The organism is Nocardia sp. NBC_00416 (genome assembly GCF_036032445.1).
Classification (GTDB): Bacteria; Actinomycetota; Actinomycetes; order Mycobacteriales; family Mycobacteriaceae; genus Nocardia.
The window spans coordinates 2338116-2354838 of the sequence record NZ_CP107932.1 but is presented as its reverse complement, the minus strand read 5'-3'; the positions used below and the strand labels follow the sequence as shown (position 1 = coordinate 2354838).

Genomic DNA, 16723 nt, shown 5'->3' with positions numbered 1-16723 from the left:
CTCACCGGGTGCCCGCTGAACCGGGGCACGAAATGGAGGTTGGCCAGATGTCTGTCGTGGTGTTCACGGTGCTCACCGTCGCGGTGTTCGCGCTGCTGGGCCTGATCCAGCGGGGGGTGGAGAAGCTGTGATCGCGAACCTGATCGGTCTGCTGCTCGCCGTCGCCGTCGCGATCTACATGTTCGCGGCATTGCTCTTCCCCGAGAGGTTCTAGGTGAACACGACTACAGCGGGGATCGTCTTCATCGCATCCCTGGTGATCGCTCTCGCGCTCGTGCACGTGCCACTCGGCGACTATATGTACCGCGTCTACAGTCGCCGCGAACACTCGCGGGCCGAACGTGTGATCTACCGCGCCATCGGCGTGCAACCGGAAGTGGAACAGACGTGGGCGATCTATGCCCGCAGTGTGCTCGCGTTCTCCGCGGTGAGCATCCTATTCCTCTTCTTCCTGCAGTTGGTGCAGGGCAAACTGCCGCTGCATCTGAACGACCCGGGTACGGAGATGACCCCGGCGCTGGCCTGGAACACCGCCGTCAGTTTCGTCACGAATACCAACTGGCAGAACTACTCCGGTGAATCCACCCAGGGGCACCTGGTGCAGATGGCCGGACTCGCGGTCCAGAATTTCGTCTCGGCCGCCGTCGGCATGGCCGTGGCCATGGCACTGGTGCGCGGCTTCGCCCGCACCCGCACCGGCGACCTGGGCAATTTCTGGGTCGACCTGGTGCGCGGCACGCTGCGCATCCTGTTGCCGATCGCGTTCGTCTTCGCGATCGTGCTCGTGGCCGGCGGTGTCATCCAGAACTTCCACCTGCACGATCAGGTCGCGCAGACGGTGACCGGCGGCGAGCAGACCCTCACCGGGGGTCCGGTGGCGAGCCAGGAGGTCATCAAAGAACTCGGCACCAACGGCGGCGGGTTCTACAACGCCAACTCCGCTCATCCGTTCGAGAACCCCACCGCGTGGACGAACTGGGTGGAGATCTTCCTGCTGATGGTGGTCGCGTTCTCGCTGCCCCGCACCTTCGGCCGCATGGTCGGCGACAAGAAACAGGGGTACGCCGTCGCCGCCGTGATGGGCATCATCGCGGTGGCCAGTGTGGCGTTGACCAATTTCTTCCAGCTGCGTGCGCACGGCACCGCGCCGACCGCGATCGGCGCGGCCATGGAAGGCGTGGAACAGCGCTTCGGCGTCGCGGACTCCGCGACCTTCGCGGCCTCGACCACCCTCACCTCCACCGGCGCCGTGGACTCCTTCCACGACTCCTACACCAGCCTCGGCGGCATGATGACGATGTTCAACATGCAGCTCGGCGAGGTTGCGCCCGGCGGCGTCGGATCCGGCCTGTACGGAATGCTGCTCCTGGCGGTGATCACGGTGTTCGTGGCCGGGTTGATGGTCGGGCGCACCCCCGAGTATCTGGGCAAGAAGATCACCCCGCGCCAGATCAAACTCGCCGCGTCGTACTTCCTGATCAGCCCGCTCATCGTGCTGACCGGTACCGCCGTCGCCATGGCGCTGCCCGGCCAGCGCGACGGAATGCTCAACTCCGGCCCGCACGGATTGTCCGAGGTGCTGTACGCCTTCACCTCGGCGGCGAACAACAACGGTTCCGCGTTCGCGGGGCTGACCGGCAACACCGAGTGGTACAACACCGCACTCGGTCTGGCCATGGTGTTCGGCCGGTTCCTCCCGATCATCTTCGTCCTCGCGTTGGCCGGTTCACTGGCTCGGCAGGGGACGACTCCCGCGTCGATCGGCACCTTGCCGACGCACCGGCCGCAGTTCGTCGGCATGGTCGTCGGTGTGACCGTGATCCTGGTCGCGCTGACCTTCCTGCCCGCGCTGGCGCTCGGGCCGCTCGCTGAAGGAATCCACTGATATGAACGGCCGCACTGATATTCCCGGCCGCGGCGATACTGCCGTGGCGGCCGGGCCGACGAATCAGGGCCGAGCCGCGCGCGGGCAGGTACCGCGCGGAGCGCTCGATCCGACGATGCTGCTGTCCGCCCTGCCGGACGCGGTACGCAAACTCGACCCGCGCGTCATGTGGCGCAATCCGGTGATGTTCGTCGTCGAGGTCGGCGCTGTCTGGTCGACGGTGCTCGCGGTCACCGACCCGAGCTTCTTCGGCTGGGCGATCGTGGTGTGGCTATGGCTCACCGTCGTCTTCGCCAACCTCGCCGAAGCGGTCGCGGAAGGCCGCGGCAAGGCCCAGGCCGATACGCTGCGCAAAGCCAAGACCGATACCGTCGCACGCCGGCTGACCGGCTGGACGCCGGGCGGCTCGGGCGCCGAAGAACAGGTCGCCGCCCCCGAGCTGCGGCGCGGCGATATCGTCGTGGTCGAGGCGGGACAGGTGGTCCCGGGTGACGGTGATGTCGTCGAGGGCATCGCCTCGGTCGACGAATCCGCCATCACCGGCGAATCGGCACCCGTGATCCGCGAATCCGGCGGCGACCGTTCGGCGGTGACCGGCGGGACCACCGTCTTGTCCGACCGGATCGTCGTGCGGATCACGCAGGAGCCCGGCGCCAGCTTCATCGACAAGATGATCGCGCTCGTCGAGGGTGCGAGCAGGCAGAAGACACCCAACGAGATCGCCCTGAATATTCTGCTGGCCTCGCTCACGATCATCTTCGTGTTCGCGGTCGTCACCCTGCAGCCGCTCGCGATCTTCGCCAAGGCCGCAAACCCCGGCGTACCCGATACCTCCGCGCTCGACGCGCACGGTGTCACCGGCATCGTCATGGTGTCGCTGCTGGTGTGCCTGATCCCCACCACCATCGGGGCACTCCTGTCGGCCATCGGGATCGCGGGCATGGACCGGCTCGTCCAGCGCAATGTGCTCGCCATGTCCGGTCGTGCCGTCGAGGCCGCCGGTGATGTGAACACCCTGCTCCTGGACAAGACCGGCACCATCACGCTGGGCAATCGTCAGGCCTCGGAATTCGTTCCGGCGCCCGGTGTTCCCGACGACGAGCTGGCCGATGCCGCGCAGCTGTCCAGTCTCGCCGACGAAACCCCTGAGGGCCGCTCCATCGTCGTGTACGCCAAACAGGCGTTCGGTAAACGGGAACGCACACCCGGCGAGCTGACCGGCGCGACCTGGGTGGAGTTCACCGCGCAGACCCGGATGTCGGGCGTCGACCTCTCCGACGGTCATCAGCTGCGCAAGGGGGCGGCCAGCGCCGTGACCGAGTGGGTGCGCGGGCACGGCGGCGCTATCCCGGACGAGATCGGCGTGACCGTGGACGGTATTTCCGCGGCCGGTGGCACGCCGCTGGTGGTCGGGGAGATCGCGGACGGCCGGGCCCGGCTGCTGGGCGTCATCCACCTCAAGGACGTCGTCAAACAGGGTATGCGGGAACGTTTCGACGAAATGCGCCGAATGGGTATCCGCACCATCATGATCACCGGCGACAATCCGCTGACCGCCAAGGCCATCGCGGACGAGGCCGGGGTGGACGACTTCCTCGCGGAGGCGACCCCCGAGGACAAGCTCGAGTTGATCAAACGGGAACAGGACGGCGGCCGCTTGGTCGCGATGACCGGTGACGGCACCAACGACGCACCCGCACTCGCCCAGGCCGACGTGGGCGTCGCGATGAACACCGGCACCTCGGCCGCCAAAGAGGCCGGCAATATGGTCGATCTCGACTCCGATCCGACCAAGCTCATCGAAATCGTCGAGATCGGCAAACAGCTGCTCATCACGCGCGGCGCGCTGACCACTTTCTCGATCGCCAACGATATCGCGAAGTATTTCGCGATCATCCCGGCGCTGTTCATCGCACTGTTCCCCGGCCTGGACGCGCTCAACATCATGCGCCTGGCGAGCCCGCAATCGGCGATCCTGTCCGCGGTGATCTTCAACGCGCTCGTCATCGTCGTGCTCATCCCGCTCTCGCTGCGCGGTGTCCACTACACACCCACCAACGCGTCGAAACTGTTGAGCCGCAATCTGACGATCTACGGGCTCGGCGGTCTCGTCGCGCCGTTCATCGGGATCAAACTCATCGATCTCGTCGTGCAACTTCTCCCGGGAATGTCCTGATATGCGTACCTCGACCTGGATCCGCCAGCACCTGGCAGCGTTGCGTGCCCTGCTCGTGCTCACCGTGATCACCGGCATCGTCTATCCCGTGGCGGTTCTCGCCGTCGCGCAAGTGCCCGGTCTGCACGACAAGGCCGGCGGCTCGCTGATCGAAAGCGGCGGTACCGTCGTCGGCTCCCGACTCCTCGGGCAGTCGTTCACCGATTCCGGCGGCGCGGCGCTGGTGCAGTATTTCCAGAGCCGGCCCTCGGCGGCGGGCGACGGATACGACCCACTGTCCACCTCCGCCTCCAACCTCGGGCCGGAGAGCATCGTCGACGCGCCCGACGATCCCGGCCTGCTGACCACCGTGTGCACCCGCAGCAAGGAGATCGGCGAGCGGGAAGGCGTGGACGGCCGCAGGCCATTCTGCACGGAAAGCGGTGTAGGAGCGGTACTTTCGGTGATCGGCCCGCGTGACAACCGTGGCGAGGTGACCGTGCCGGTTCAGGTGGTCAGCGTGAACGAGGTCTGCCCGGCCCGGCCGTTCCTGGGCGCCTATCGGAGCGTACGGGTCGTCTGCGCCGAGCCGGGGGCCGATTACTCCCAGGGCCGGATGGTGCCGATCCCCGGTGACGTGCCCGCCGGTCCGCAGGTCCCCGCCGACGCGGTGACCGCGAGCGGAAGCGGTCTGGACCCGCACATCTCCCCGGAGTACGCGGCGATCCAGGTCCGGCGGATCGCCGCGGCCCGCGGTGTCACCGAGGCTCAGGTGCGCGACCTGGTCGCGGTACACACCTCGAGCCGGGCGCTCGGTTTTCTCGGCGAGCCGACCGTCCAGGTGGTGGAGTTGAATCTCGAACTCGACCACCGGTACCCCTACTCGGCGTAACCCCTCGGTTCGGCGCCGCCCCGCTCGCGGGGCGGCGCCCAGCGGTATCCCTGGTCGGCCGGTCGCTCGGCCCCCCGGAGTCGCCGTGGCGAATCCGGGGCGGTGCCACAGCGTTGACATATACCCATATGGGTATATGATCGGGATGTGGCACGAGCAGCAACGACAACAGATGCGTTCAACGCGGTGGCCGAGCCTCGGCGCCGACAGATACTCGACGTTCTCATCGACGGAGAACGGCCGGTGAAAGATCTGGTGCACCTGCTGGAGGTCTCCCAGCCCCAGGTCTCCAAGCATCTGCGGGTGTTGCGGGAAGTGGGTGTGGTGGACGTACGCGATGACGGGCGACAGCGGATGTATCGCGTCAACGGTCATGCCCTCAAGCCGATCCACGACTGGATCCGGCGCTACGAGCAGACCTGGTCGGAGCGGTTCGACCAGCTGGACAGCGTATTGAGAGAACTCCAGGACCAAGAGGGGAACCGAGATGACCGAATCGACGAGGAATAAGAGAACGGCGGCCGTCACACTGCCGTCGGACGAGCAGATCCTGATCACCCGGGATTTCGACGCGCCGAAACACCTGGTGTATCGCGCGTGGACCACGCCGGACTTGGTCCGCCGCTGGTGGAGTGGCCGACGCGGCGTCCTGACCAGTGTGGATATCGATCTACGCGTGGGCGGCCGGTGGCGGTACGTACTGTCCGCGCACGGTGGTCACGAGGTCGCCTTCCATGGCGAGTACCGCGAGATCGTGCCCGACGAGCGGATCGTCACCACCGAGGTCTTCGAGATGCCGGACACCGACGGATCCGACGAAGGCGCGCCGTTGAACATCGTCACGTTCCGCGAGCGCGACCGCGGCACCACCCTGGAACTACTGGTGCAGTGCCCGGACAAAGCGTTGCGGGACACCATTCTCGAATCCGGAATGGAAGTCGGCATGCAGGAGCAGATGGACCTCCTCGAAGAGCTGGCGCTCTCGCTCCGCTGAGCACGGCGGTGGTTCTGCCCGGGGCGCAAGCTCCGCCTCGGTTGAGCCCGGCGGTCTGGCCGCCCGCGGAGATCGAGTTGCTGTCCGCGCTCGCGCACCGGCCGCAACGGGTGCTGCTGCGACTGTCTCCCGGAATCGATGTGCACGGGCATCCGGCGGTGCGGACGGGCGTGATCGACCAGAAATTCGGCCTCCCGCTCGGCAGCGCGATGGCCGTGGACGCGGTGCGGTCGATCGCCGAGATGGCGTGGATCCGCCGGGAACACGGTCACCTGCTCACCGAGCTGGACCTGGGCGGCGGCCATCCGGTCGCCTATCGGCCGGGTGACGCCGAACTGAACACGGTCGAGCTGGCCGGTGTGCTCGACGACGCCCTCGATACGGCCTGCGCTCGCCATCGGTTCCCGCGTCCGGTCATCGCCATGGAACCGGGGCGGGCGATCGTCGCGCGGGCCGGTGTCGGTGAGGGGAGGAATCCGGCCCGATTTCCGTTCGGGTCGGACTGCGGCGTCTTCCGGGCGTGCGCAACCGGCGGGGCCGTGGTAGCGCTGGACGGAATCCGGTACCGGGCACAATGGGGTAGTCGCGGTCCCCCGGGGCGCGGCGGAGGAACAGGCCGGAGGCTGGGCTGCCGGTACGGATCGCGGAGACGGCATCGGAGAGAATGTCCACCGGTCGCCCGTTCGTGGCTTCGACGAGTGTTCGGACATGGATGCGTGTCGGCGGCCCGTGTACCGGCCGCTCGGTGATCCGTGCGTTCACTTCGGCCGGCTCCGACGAAGAATGGAATTCGGATATGAAGGTCGCGGTGTCGGGTGCCGCCGTCCGGCGCGAGATGCGAGCGGTGGCTCCGGCGGCGGCGGTACTGCTGGCCGTGGTGGCGGCGGTGGTGTGCCTGACCGCCTTCGGCCGGACCGCCGAACAGCGGCTGTGGCTCGCCAGCTGGTCGGCCGCGCAGATGGCCGCCGTCGACGTCTGGGAACCCAATTGGTCGACAACCGGTTTCGCCGACCACACGGTGCGGCAGACGGTACGTCCCACCCTCGGCGGCGACCGGGCCCGGATCGCCCTGTCCAACCTGTTCGGGAAACAACCGTTGCGGATCACCGCGGCCACCGTCGCGCAGACCGCGCGCGGTGCGGCCGTGCGGCCGGATACGGTGCGGCCGGTGTTGTTCGACGGAGCGCCCACCACGGTCATACCGCCCGGCGCGGAGTCGAGCGGCGACGCGATCGATTTCACGGTGACAGCCCGCGAACCGATCACCGTGACCCTCTACCTCGCCGACGCGACGGGCCCGGCCACCTTCCACGACCTCAGCAACGCGATCTCCTACCGGGCGCGCGGCGATCATCACGCGGATATCGACGACACGGCCTTCACCGAGTCCGACGAGTCCTGGTACTACCTGTCCGAAATCCGGGTCAGCGGCGCCGCGGCGCGCGACGGGGTGGTGACCTTCGGGGACTCGCTCACCGATGGAGCGGGAGCCACCACGGGTTCGGACAACCGCTATCCCGATGTTCTCGCCGACCGGCTCGCCGCCGGCGGTGACACCCGGGCGGTGCTCAATGCCGGGATCGCCGGCAACCGGATCGTGTCCGAATCCGACTATGTCGGGCAACGCGCCGCCACCCGGTTCCGTCGCGATGTGCTGGACAAGGAAGGCGCCGGCACCGTGATCCTGCTGTCCGGAATCAACGATATCGGTGCGAGCCGCTTGGACAGCCCGTGGTTGCGACCCAACCCCGACGTCACCCCGGAGCAGCTGATCGCCGAATACCGGCAGCTCATCGACCTCGCCCGGGACGACGGGCTGCGAATCATCGCCGGCACACTGCTGCCCTATCAAGGCGCCACCTATTACAGCGAGCACGGCGAGGCGGTGCGCGACCGGGTCAACTTCTGGATACGCGAATCCGGAGAGTTCGACACCGTCATCGACTTCGACCGGCTGCTCGCCGCCGGATCCGATCCCGACGTCCTGTCGCCGCGCTACGACAGCGGCGACCACCTGCATCCCAATCCCGCCGGTTACGCCGCCATGGCCGACGCCGCCGCCGCGGCCCTCGACGCCGCCGATCGAAACGGGTGACGTGGCCTCATGCCGAAAAAGCCCGAGCCCGTGCGTATTCGATGACATCGTTCGCGTAATCCGACGGCGCACGATCCGCGAAACACTGCCGCAGCCGGTGAATCGCGTCGTCGAGTTGGGGTCCCGGCCCGCGTCCGGCCAGCAACACCACGATCGCCTCCCAGGTGCCGATGCGCGGATCGGGTTGCGCCAGCAGTTCGTCGAGATACCTGTCGGGGTCCACCAGTTGGAGTGCGCGCCGCGCGTGGAGATGGACCTGCCGGGGTAGCTCGGCACGGACGGTATCGATATCGCTCTGCAGCGCGTGTCCGCCGGGTTGATCCGGGTCGATCCGCAGGCACCACCCCGCGGCCGGGCCGTGGGCGTCGAGCAGATCGGGTCCCGTGGCGTTCTCCAACGGTACCGGCGGTAGTCCCAGTCGCTCGTTGCGCCAGTTCCCGAATTCCCACCACGCGGTCGGCGTGGCGGCGGGGTGCAGGCCGAATCCGATCACCTGCTGTCCGCCGCTCCAGGTGCGGGAGACCCGGGTGCGGCCGACCGACGCCACACCGCCCGGCTCGATCCGTAACCATCGGGGTTCGGCGCCTTCGAAGCCGTACGGATGGAGCAGCTTTCCTGTCTCACGCATCAAGCGCCGCAGTGCCGGATCGGGTCTGACCATCCCCGCAGACTATCGATTCGGCCCGACAAACCCGCGGCGCAGGTTCGGGCAGAGTTCGCGAGCACCTCGGTGCTGATCTCCACCCCGGAGCCGCCGTCCGCCTCGACCACCATCCGGCGCGGTGGCCCGTCAGGTGTCGATGCGGATCTCGTAGCGTACGGCCGGTCGCCCGGCGCCGCCCGCCACCGTTCCCACGGGCTGTGCGAGGCCCGATCGTTCGAGCTGTTTCAGCGTCCGCCGCGCCGAGCGGGGCTCGATGCCGAGGGCCGCGGCGACATCGCCGGCGGTGACCCGGCCGTCGGGGTGGGCGGCGGCCGCCGCCTCGAGTTTGAGCAGCGTGGCCCGGGACAGCCCGGCCCGGTGTGCCGCGATGTGCAGGCTCAACGGCTCCTCCGCCCGGTCCGGGTCGGGACTGGTCTCGGTGATCACGAAATCACGTCCGGACCCCACCGAGACGATGGCGGTGAAAGGTCCCGCGGTGCGGGAGCGTTCGACGGCCCGGCGGGCCAGCGCCTCCGCGTCGGCCGCGGACCGGCCGACGCCGAACCCGATCCGCACCCAGACGTGGCGTTGCGCCAGCTGCTCGAGCAGCGGCATGGCGGTCCAGTCGCAGGTGTGCTGTGCGAGTACACCCCGGGTGCTGACCAGGACGTAGCTCGACGGGCCGGTGGGGAACAGGCTGCCGGCCAGCGCGCGGATATCGTCGGCGAGCCGGTCGTCGGGTGCGGGCAGTTCGATCATCCCGAGCGCGACCTGCGCGTCGGCGGAGATACGGCCCGCCAGCTCCATCGTCACGGTTTCCAGCGCGGTGCGCACCGACGCGATCGCCGGGGCGAGCCGGATCGCGTAGCCGTCGTCCCGGATCAGGTCGTACACCGACCGGACGCAGGTGATCGCGACCGAACCGGGACGGGTCCGCGCGTGTTCCCGGTGGAATTCCGCGAGGCGCCGGGTATCGATACCACTGCGGTACTCCATGGTCGCTACATCGCCGGTCGGTATCCCGACATGGGACAGGCTTTCGACCACGAGGGGCCGGGCCAGCGTATCGATGGATATACGAGCCGGGTCGTGCCCCGCGGACATCAGTTCCACGAGCGCGCCGTACAGGGTGGCGCCGGTGTAGTCGATATACGCCGCGGGTTTGGTGACCACGCCCGCGGACCGGGCCAGCGTGTACGGGATGACGCCGGTGAACAGCAGCGCGTCGACATCGGGGTGGGCCGAGACCACCTCCGCGGCCTGCGCTTCGTTGCGGTAGGTCAGCGGTACGACGAGATGATCGGTGAAATCCAGCGCGGCAACGCGTTTGACCAGCGACACCAGATCCGACGGCCCGACCACGCCGATCCGGTACGTGTGCTCAGCATTCGACGACATTGACGGCGAGACCCCCCATCGATGTTTCCTTGTACTCGGCCTGCATATCCGCTCCCGTATCGCGCATTGTCTTGATCACAGTGTCCAGGCTGACCCGATGATTCCCGTCACCGGCCAAGGCGATTCGCGCGGCGTTGATCGCTTTCACGGCCGCGACCGCGTTGCGTTCGATGCACGGGATCTGGACGAACCCGCCGACCGGATCGCAGGTGAGTCCGAGATTGTGTTCCATCGCGATCTCCGCGGCGTTCTCGACCTGCGCGGCGGTGCCGCCGCGGATTTCGCACAGCGCGCCCGCCGCCATCGAGCACGCGGAGCCGACTTCGCCCTGGCAGCCGACCTCGGCGCCGGAGATGGAGGCATTGCCCTTGTAGAGCGCGCCGATCGCGGCCGCCGTGAGCAGGAAGCGCCGGATTCCGTCGGCGTCGGCGTCCGGGACGAAGCGGTCGTAGTAGTGCAGTACGGCGGGGATGATGCCCGCCGCCCCGTTGGTCGGGGCGGTGACGACCCGGCCCCCGGCGGCGTTCTCCTCGTTCACGGCCATCGCGAAGGCGTTCACCCAGTCCAGTTGGTGCAGCGGATCGACCGGTGGGTCCACCGCCTCGAGCCTGCGCCGCAGATCCGGGGCGCGGCGCCGGACGGCGAGCGAACCCGGTAGCGAGCCGTCGGTGCGCAGGCCCGCCGCCACGCACTCCCGCATCACCGACCAGATCCGGTCGAGTCCCGCGGCGATATCGGTTCCCGGCCGCAGCGCCTGTTCGTTGGCCAGTGCGAGATCGCTGACGCGCAGCCCGGTCGCGGTGGCGCGGGCGAAGAGTTCACCACCGGTCCGGAACGGGTGCGGAACGGGGATGTCGCCTCGAACCGAGAGCGATTGCCCGGCTTCGGTGACGAACCCGCCGCCGATCGAGTAGTAGGTCCGCTCGAGCTGCGTGCCGTCGCCGAACTCGGCGGTCAGCACCATCGCGTTGGGATGGCCGGGCAGCCGGATGGCGCCGTCGAGTACGAGATCGGCGGCGGTGAACGGGATCGGGTGCCGACCTGCCAGGTCGAGGGTGCCGGAGGCGGTGACTGCGGCGTACCACCGGGCCGGCCGGCGTGGGTCGACCGTTTCCGGGTCCGCGCCGCGCAGGCCGGCGATCACCGCCGGCTCGGAGCCGTGTCCGCGGCCGGTGGCCCCGAGTGAGCCGCACAGCAGAGCACGTACCCGGCGTACCCGCGGCAGCGCGCCGGAGCTCTGCAGTTCGGCGACGAACATCCGGGCCGCCCGCATGGGCCCCACCGTGTGGGAACTCGAGGGGCCGATACCGATCGAGAACAGGTCGAACACGCTGACGGTCACGGTTCGGTGGTTCCTTCCTATTGCGCTTTTCGGGAAGCTCCCCCATTATTACGGTCCTGACCGAAATAGTCCATCGGAAGAAGGGTCCGTTGATGTTCGCGGATGAGAAGGAGCTCGAGCGGGAGCTCAGCCGGCCGAGCGAGGCGCTCGTCGCCGAGGCCGCCGAATGGCAAGAAGACGTGATAGTCCTGGGTGCCGGTGGAAAGATCGGATCCGGCGTGGCGACGATGGCCCGGCGTGCCCTGGACGAAGCGGGCCGCAAAGAGGTACGGGTGCAGGCGGTCTCGCGCTGGACCGACCGAGAGGCGCGAGACCGTCTCGAATCTGTTGGGGTAGATACGGTCGTGACCGATTTATCTGATCCGGCGGCTGTGGACGGTCTGCCGGACGCGGGGAACGTGGTCTTCCTGGTCGGTGCGAAGTTCGGCACCTCCACCAATTCCGACGAAGCCTGGATGACCAATACGGTGCTGCCGGCCTACGTCGCTCGCCGCTACGCCCGGTCCCGGATCTCGGCGTTGTCCACCGGCAATGTCTACCCGCTGACCTCGCCGATGACGGGCGGGCCGGTGGAGACCGACGAAACCGGTCCGGTCGGGGAGTACGCGATCACGTGCCGGGGGCGCGAACAGGTCTTCACCCACGGCGCGCGGACACGAGGCACCCGGGTCGCACTGGTCCGGCTCAACTACGCGTGCGAACCGCGCTACGGGGTCGTCGCCGATATCGCCCGCCGGGTGCAGGCGGGCGAGCCCGTCGATCTGTCGATCGGGGTGGTGAACGTGGTGTGGCAGCGCTACACCAACGAGGTGGTCCTCCGCGCGCTCGGTCACGCCGACACCGCGCCGTTCCTGCTCAATCTCACCGGCCCGGAGACCGCCTCGGTACGCGCCATCGCCACCCAGCTCGGTGAAAAGCTAGGCGTGACACCGAATTTCGTAGGCACCGAGGGTGAGACCAGCCTGCTCAACAATGCCGCCAAATGCCACGCGCTCTTCGGGTACCCCGATCGCACGCTGGGCCAGTTGATCCAGCTGCAGGCCGACTGGATCGGCGCCGGCGGCAATCTGTGGAACAAACCCACCAAGTTCGAGCGCCGCGACGGGAACTTCTGATGCCCCCACTGCTCCCGGACGCCAAACACACGCTGCTGCACCAGGGCACCGTCGTGCCCGCCCACCCCCTCGCCCTCGATCACACCCGGACTCTCGACGAGCGGCGCCAGCGCGCACTCACCCGCTATTACGTCGACGCCGGGGCGGGCGGCCTCGCGGTCGGTGTGCACACCACCCAGTTCGAGATCCGGCGACCCGAAATCGGCCTGCTGCGACCTGTCCTCGAGCTCGCCGCCGAGGAGTTCGACGCGCGCCTCGGCGACCGGCCGTTCCTCCGGATCGCCGGCGTGGCCGGGCCGACGGGACAGGCCGTCGCCGAGGCGGAACTGGCCCGCGGACTGGGCTACGACGCGGTGCTCGTCTCACCCGGCGGTCTCGCCGACCGGGATCTCGACTATCTGCTCGACCGCAGCGCCGCCGTCGGCGAGGTACTGCCCGTGATCGGGTTCTACCTGCAGGAAGCCGTCGGCGGACGCTACCTGCCGCGCGAATTCTGGCGCCGGTTGGCCGACCAGGAATCGACCATCGCGGTGAAGGCGGCGCCGTTCGACCGCTACCGCACGCTGGAGCTGGTACAGGGCATCGTCGACTCCGCCCGCGGCGGTGAGGTCGCGCTCTACACCGGCAACGACGACAGTATCGTCGGTGATCTCCTCACCTCCTACGATCTGTGCGGTCCGTCCGGTCCGGTGACCCGGCGGTTCGTCGGTGGCCTGCTCGGGCACTGGGCGGTGTGGACCAGGGCGGCGGTGCGGCTGCACGAACTCGTCCGCCTGGCCTGGTCGGGCGATGACGATGCGCGCGTGCGCGCGATGTCGATGGCCGCGGGTGTCACCGACGCCAACAGCGCGGTATTCGATGTACGCAACAACTTCGCCGGTGTCATCGCCGGGGTGCACGAGGTGTTGCGCCGCCAGGGACTTCTCGAAGGAATCTGGTGTCTCGATCCGGCCGAAGGTCTGTCGGACGGCCAATCCGCGGAACTGACCAGGATCTGCGACGCGTACGAGTGGCTACGCGCGGAGGACGGTTTCATCACCGCAGGACTCGAAGGATGGATGTCATGAGCTCGACCACTGTCGACGCGCGCACCGCGCCACCGCAGGACGGCAAGGCCGCGCGCGCGAAAAAAGCGGTCTTCGGGGCCTGGCTGGGTTTCTACGTCGACCTGTTCGATATCTATCTGCCGGTCATCGTGCTCGCACCGGCCTCGGTGTACTTCCAGGCCACCGGCGCGTCGGCGAGCACGATCGCCCTCATCAACGGTTCGGTGTTCGCCGCGACACTGGTCGGCAGACCGCTGGGCGCGATGCTGTTCGGGCATCTGGCCGATAAATTCGGCCGCCGCCGGATCACCGTGATCTCGGTGACCGGATTCGGCGTGACGACCATGGCGATCGGACTGTTGCCCGGCTATCAGCAGATCGGCATTCTGGCCGTGATCCTGCTGATCGCCCTGCGGTTCATCGACGGGGTGTTCCTCGGCGGCGAGTACACCTCCGCGACGCCGACCGCGCTCGAGCAGAGCGCCAAACAACGGCGGGGCCTCAACGGCGCGATCATCTCGACAGGATTCCCCCTTGCGTACTGCTCGATAGCGCTGATCACGCTCGGCCTGCTGCAGGTCATGCCGGCCCAGGGCCTCGACTCCGCCTACGTCCAGTGGGGCTGGCGCATCCCGTTCTTCATCGGCGCGGTGCTCTCGGTCGGCTTCGCGATCTGGTACTCGCGCAATGTCGAGGACAGCGAGGAGTGGCAGCAGTCGGAGAAGGTGAAGACCCCGCTGCTCGAGCTGTTCAAGGGCCGGTCCGGCCGGGATTTCCTGCAGGTCTTCGTCCTCACGACCGGTCTGTGGTTCACCAGTTACATGCTCACCACCGTGCTGCCCGGCCTGATGAAGAGCGAAGCGGAACTGAGCCCGAACGCCACCACACTGGCGCTGGTGATCGCGAACGCCATCGTGGTCGGTGTGTACATGGGCAGCGGTCTGCTGTCACAGCGGATCGGCCGCCGGCCGATGCTCATCGCCGGTGGGTTGCTGTGTATGTTCGTCGCGCCCATCCCGTACACGCTCATCGCCTCCGGGAACGTACGGTCCTTCGGTGCGGTGCTCGCGCTGCTGATCTCGGTTACGGTGCTGATCAGCGTGCCGTGGGGGTGCCTGACGACGTATCTGACCGAACGGTTCACCCTCGGTGTGCGCGCCTCGGGGTACGGACTCGGGTACTCGCTGGGCATGGTGATCCCCGCGTTCTACGCCTACATCCAGAGCGGGTTGTCGACGTTCATGCCGTTGCCGTACACGGCCGTGGTGCTGCTGTGCGTCGGCGGGCTGCTCACACTGGTGGGCGCGGTTCTCAGCCCGGAGACGCGTGACGTCGATATGAAGTGAAGGAGCGCGTATGCGTATCGGTTTCGCGGGCGTAGCCCATTCGCACCCGTTCAGCGACGCGCGCAACGCGCGGGCGCTCGGGGTGACCGAACTGGCCGTCTGGGATGCCGACGACCACTCCCGGCGCGCGGACTTCGTCCGGGAGTGGTCCGCGACAGCACACGACACCCTTGCCGGGCTGCTCGACTGGGGCCCGGACGTGGTGATCGTGACACCGCGGCCGGGGCGGATCGCCGCGGTGGTGGCGGCGGTACTCGATCGCGGCACCGCCTGCTTTCTCAACAAGGTCCCGGCGGCGAGCGCCGCGGCCCTGGCCGACCTCGACGCGGCGGTGGGCATCCGGCCGGACCGATTCCTCACCTCCTCGGTGCTGCGGTTCGCACCCCGGGTACGTGCGCTCGCGAACGAACTCGACGGCGAGCAACCGATCGCGGTGCACGTCTCGGTGCGGCACGGCATCGATATCTTCACCACCCCGAAACGCCGTTGGCAGGACGACCCGGACGACGGCGGCGGAACGGCGGTCTCGATGGGGCTGCACGCCTGGGAAATGCTCGATGCCGTCCTCGGGCGCGCGATCACGCCCCGGGGCGGTGTGGCGGCGCGGCTGCCGGGCAGCCGGTCGATATCGGAGAACGTCGTGGCTCTGCACGCCGTCGCCGACGGGGGAGTGCCCGTCAGCGTGGACATCGTCGGGGCCGGAACCGGAGAGGCCTACGAGGTGGTGGTGCACACCGAGTCGGGAGTGCGGCGGACCGCGCTGGACGGTTCGGACGATCTCGGTTACGTCGACTGTCTGCGCGCGGCGCTCGCGATGGCCGAGGGCGCACCGTCGCCGGTGCCGTGGGAGCGCAGCCGCGCGGTGGCGCGGACGACGCTGGTGGCGGCTCAGCTCGCGCGGGCGGGCTGATCGGACGCGAGCCGGCCGAAGGCGGCCAGGACACGGGCTTTCTCGTCGTGCGGAAGCGGGGGAGCGTAGGGGTCGGTCAGCAGGTCCGGCGGCAGCAGGCCCTCGGCCCCCGCGATCCAGGCCATACGCTGGACGTACCCGTCGAAAGGTTCCCGGAAGGTCGTCGCCGCGAACGCGTCGAGCCGCCGAGTGGCCTCGCGGAAAGCAGGGAGATCGGAGCCGGAGAAGGTATCGAGCACGGCGCGGGTGAGACCCACCGCGGCGGCGGCGATGCCGACGAGCGCGGTCTCGGCGCCCCAGGTCAGCGAGGCGCCGAACATGCGGTCTTCACCGGTGACGGCGAGTTTGCCGCGGTCGCGGACCAGGGCGATCCGGTCCTGGCACGCGATGGCCTCCGAGAGCCGGGCGAGTTTTACCGCCGCCACCGCGGGGTGCTCCACGATCGCGGCAAAGGTCGCGTCCGGATAGGGCGCGGTGTACAGGTCGAACGCGATCAGCGGCAGTTCGGCCGCCGCCCAGAGTTCGTCGAGCCGACGCAGCACCGACGAGGTGTCGCCCGGTACCGGGAACACCAGGACCGCTTCGGCGCCCGCGGCCGCCGCCACCGCGACCTCCGCGGCGTTCTCGACACCGGCGACCGTCGCGGCGCCGGCGCGCCGGGCCGTGCGGATCAACTCCGTGCGTACGGGAGCGGACAGATGCGGTCCGCGGCCGGTGTGGGCGGCAATCGCCAGACCATCGGCTCCGGCCGCGACCAGCGCGCGGAAGTACTCGGTCGCGAATTCGGGCCGGGCGGCGCCCGACGCGTCGAACGGTGTGGCGGGGGCCGCGTACAGGCGGCCGCGTGCCTGCCCCGCCCACTCGCGCGCTTGCCCGAACCACTCCATGCCGCCAACCCTATC

17 protein-coding genes are annotated in these 16723 nt (G+C 68.5%); 13 read left to right on the top strand and 4 right to left on the bottom strand.

All coding sequences use genetic code 11. The features are described 5' to 3' along the window. The first annotated feature begins 8 nt into the window (after positions 1-8). The 9 genes from OG804_RS09500 to OG804_RS09465 all read left to right on the top strand — a co-directional run bounded on the left by OG804_RS09500 (position 9) and on the right by OG804_RS09465 (position 8021). Positions 9-131: a hypothetical protein gene (locus tag OG804_RS09500; protein WP_328396002.1), complete on the top strand. Its 123-nt coding sequence runs from the start codon at positions 9-11 to the stop codon at positions 129-131. Next, the gene (gene kdpF, locus OG804_RS32325; protein WP_442941867.1) at positions 128-214 is read left to right on the top strand and encodes a K(+)-transporting ATPase subunit F; all 87 of its coding nucleotides are present in this window, start codon (positions 128-130) and stop codon (positions 212-214) included. Before OG804_RS09500 ends, kdpF begins: the two co-directional genes overlap by 4 nt. After that, a complete protein-coding gene (gene kdpA, locus OG804_RS09495) occupies positions 215-1885 on the top strand; it encodes a potassium-transporting ATPase subunit KdpA (RefSeq protein ID WP_328396000.1) in 1671 nt (556 codons plus the stop codon). A gap of 1 nt (position 1886) precedes the next feature. Further along, positions 1887-4061 (top strand): potassium-transporting ATPase subunit KdpB, encoded by a 2175-nt coding sequence (gene kdpB / locus OG804_RS09490; RefSeq protein WP_442941779.1) that lies wholly within the window; start codon positions 1887-1889, stop codon positions 4059-4061. A gap of 1 nt (position 4062) precedes the next feature. Then, complete coding sequence (locus OG804_RS09485; RefSeq protein WP_328395998.1) at positions 4063-4932, top strand: potassium-transporting ATPase subunit C; 870 nt, start codon at positions 4063-4065, stop codon at positions 4930-4932. A 147-nt stretch (positions 4933-5079) separates the two neighbouring features. Continuing rightward, complete coding sequence (locus OG804_RS09480) at positions 5080-5442, top strand: ArsR/SmtB family transcription factor (protein WP_328395996.1); 363 nt, start codon at positions 5080-5082, stop codon at positions 5440-5442. Further along, the gene (locus OG804_RS09475; protein WP_328395994.1) at positions 5420-5926 is read left to right on the top strand and encodes an SRPBCC family protein; all 507 of its coding nucleotides are present in this window, start codon (positions 5420-5422) and stop codon (positions 5924-5926) included. Before OG804_RS09480 ends, OG804_RS09475 begins: the two co-directional genes overlap by 23 nt. Positions 5927-5934: 8 nt before the next feature. Further along, entirely contained in the window at positions 5935-6675 is a 741-nt protein-coding gene (locus tag OG804_RS32320; RefSeq protein ID WP_442941778.1) for a hypothetical protein, read from the top strand. A 47-nt stretch (positions 6676-6722) separates the two neighbouring features. Then, positions 6723-8021 (top strand): SGNH/GDSL hydrolase family protein, encoded by a 1299-nt coding sequence (locus OG804_RS09465; RefSeq protein WP_328395993.1) that lies wholly within the window; start codon positions 6723-6725, stop codon positions 8019-8021. A 7-nt stretch (positions 8022-8028) separates the two neighbouring features. Here OG804_RS09465 and OG804_RS09460 read toward each other — a convergent pair whose 3' ends face one another. The 3 genes from OG804_RS09460 to OG804_RS09450 all read right to left on the bottom strand — a co-directional run bounded on the left by OG804_RS09460 (position 8029) and on the right by OG804_RS09450 (position 11404). Next, positions 8029-8682, bottom strand: a complete 654-nt coding sequence (locus tag OG804_RS09460) for a hypothetical protein (protein ID WP_328395992.1) — start codon at positions 8680-8682, stop codon at positions 8029-8031. Between the two features lie 129 nt (positions 8683-8811). Beyond that, positions 8812-10062 (bottom strand): hypothetical protein, encoded by a 1251-nt coding sequence (locus OG804_RS09455; protein ID WP_328395990.1) that lies wholly within the window; start codon positions 10060-10062, stop codon positions 8812-8814. Further along, on the bottom strand, positions 10046-11404 hold the full coding sequence (locus OG804_RS09450; protein ID WP_328395988.1) for an L-serine ammonia-lyase: 1359 nt from the start codon (positions 11402-11404) through the stop codon (positions 10046-10048). The genes OG804_RS09455 and OG804_RS09450 overlap by 17 nt, the downstream gene beginning before the upstream one ends. An 89-nt stretch (positions 11405-11493) precedes the next feature. Here OG804_RS09450 and OG804_RS09445 point away from each other — a divergent pair, with 89 nt between their 5' ends. From OG804_RS09445 to OG804_RS09430, 4 genes are read left to right on the top strand one after another with little or no spacing between them, the layout of a single operon-like run. Next, complete coding sequence (locus OG804_RS09445) at positions 11494-12519, top strand: NAD-dependent epimerase/dehydratase family protein (protein ID WP_328395986.1); 1026 nt, start codon at positions 11494-11496, stop codon at positions 12517-12519. After that, on the top strand, positions 12519-13586 hold the full coding sequence (locus tag OG804_RS09440; RefSeq protein ID WP_328395984.1) for a dihydrodipicolinate synthase family protein: 1068 nt from the start codon (positions 12519-12521) through the stop codon (positions 13584-13586). Before OG804_RS09445 ends, OG804_RS09440 begins: the two co-directional genes overlap by 1 nt. Beyond that, complete coding sequence (locus OG804_RS09435) at positions 13583-14911, top strand: MFS transporter (protein ID WP_328395982.1); 1329 nt, start codon at positions 13583-13585, stop codon at positions 14909-14911. Before OG804_RS09440 ends, OG804_RS09435 begins: the two co-directional genes overlap by 4 nt. Before the next feature lie 10 nt (positions 14912-14921). Then, positions 14922-15821: a hypothetical protein gene (locus OG804_RS09430; protein ID WP_328395981.1), complete on the top strand. Its 900-nt coding sequence runs from the start codon at positions 14922-14924 to the stop codon at positions 15819-15821. On the opposite strand, the gene OG804_RS09425 is transcribed toward OG804_RS09430, so the two are convergent. Beyond that, a complete protein-coding gene (locus OG804_RS09425; RefSeq protein WP_328395979.1) occupies positions 15800-16708 on the bottom strand; it encodes a dihydrodipicolinate synthase family protein in 909 nt (302 codons plus the stop codon). The two genes, OG804_RS09430 and OG804_RS09425, sit on opposite strands and share 22 nt — an antisense overlap. Positions 16709-16723: the final 15 nt, after the last annotated feature.

Excerpts from the sequence above, each read along its gene's own strand:
- OG804_RS09455 (WP_328395990.1), bottom strand. The coding sequence starts at position 10,062 with ATGTCGTCGAATGCTGAGCACACGTACCGGATCGGCGTGGTCGGGCCG.
- OG804_RS09435 (WP_328395982.1), top strand. The coding sequence starts at position 13,583 with ATGAGCTCGACCACTGTCGACGCGCGCACCGCGCCACCGCAGGACGGC.
- OG804_RS09430 (WP_328395981.1), top strand. The coding sequence starts at position 14,922 with ATGCGTATCGGTTTCGCGGGCGTAGCCCATTCGCACCCGTTCAGCGAC.
- OG804_RS09465 (WP_328395993.1), top strand. The coding sequence starts at position 6,723 with ATGAAGGTCGCGGTGTCGGGTGCCGCCGTCCGGCGCGAGATGCGAGCG.
- OG804_RS09425 (WP_328395979.1), bottom strand. The coding sequence starts at position 16,708 with ATGGAGTGGTTCGGGCAAGCGCGCGAGTGGGCGGGGCAGGCACGCGGC.
- OG804_RS09485 (WP_328395998.1), top strand. The coding sequence starts at position 4,063 with ATGCGTACCTCGACCTGGATCCGCCAGCACCTGGCAGCGTTGCGTGCC.
- OG804_RS09475 (WP_328395994.1), top strand. The coding sequence starts at position 5,420 with ATGACCGAATCGACGAGGAATAAGAGAACGGCGGCCGTCACACTGCCG.
- OG804_RS09440 (WP_328395984.1), top strand. The coding sequence starts at position 12,519 with ATGCCCCCACTGCTCCCGGACGCCAAACACACGCTGCTGCACCAGGGC.
- kdpB (WP_442941779.1), top strand. The coding sequence starts at position 1,887 with ATGAACGGCCGCACTGATATTCCCGGCCGCGGCGATACTGCCGTGGCG.
- OG804_RS09460 (WP_328395992.1), bottom strand. The coding sequence starts at position 8,682 with ATGGTCAGACCCGATCCGGCACTGCGGCGCTTGATGCGTGAGACAGGA.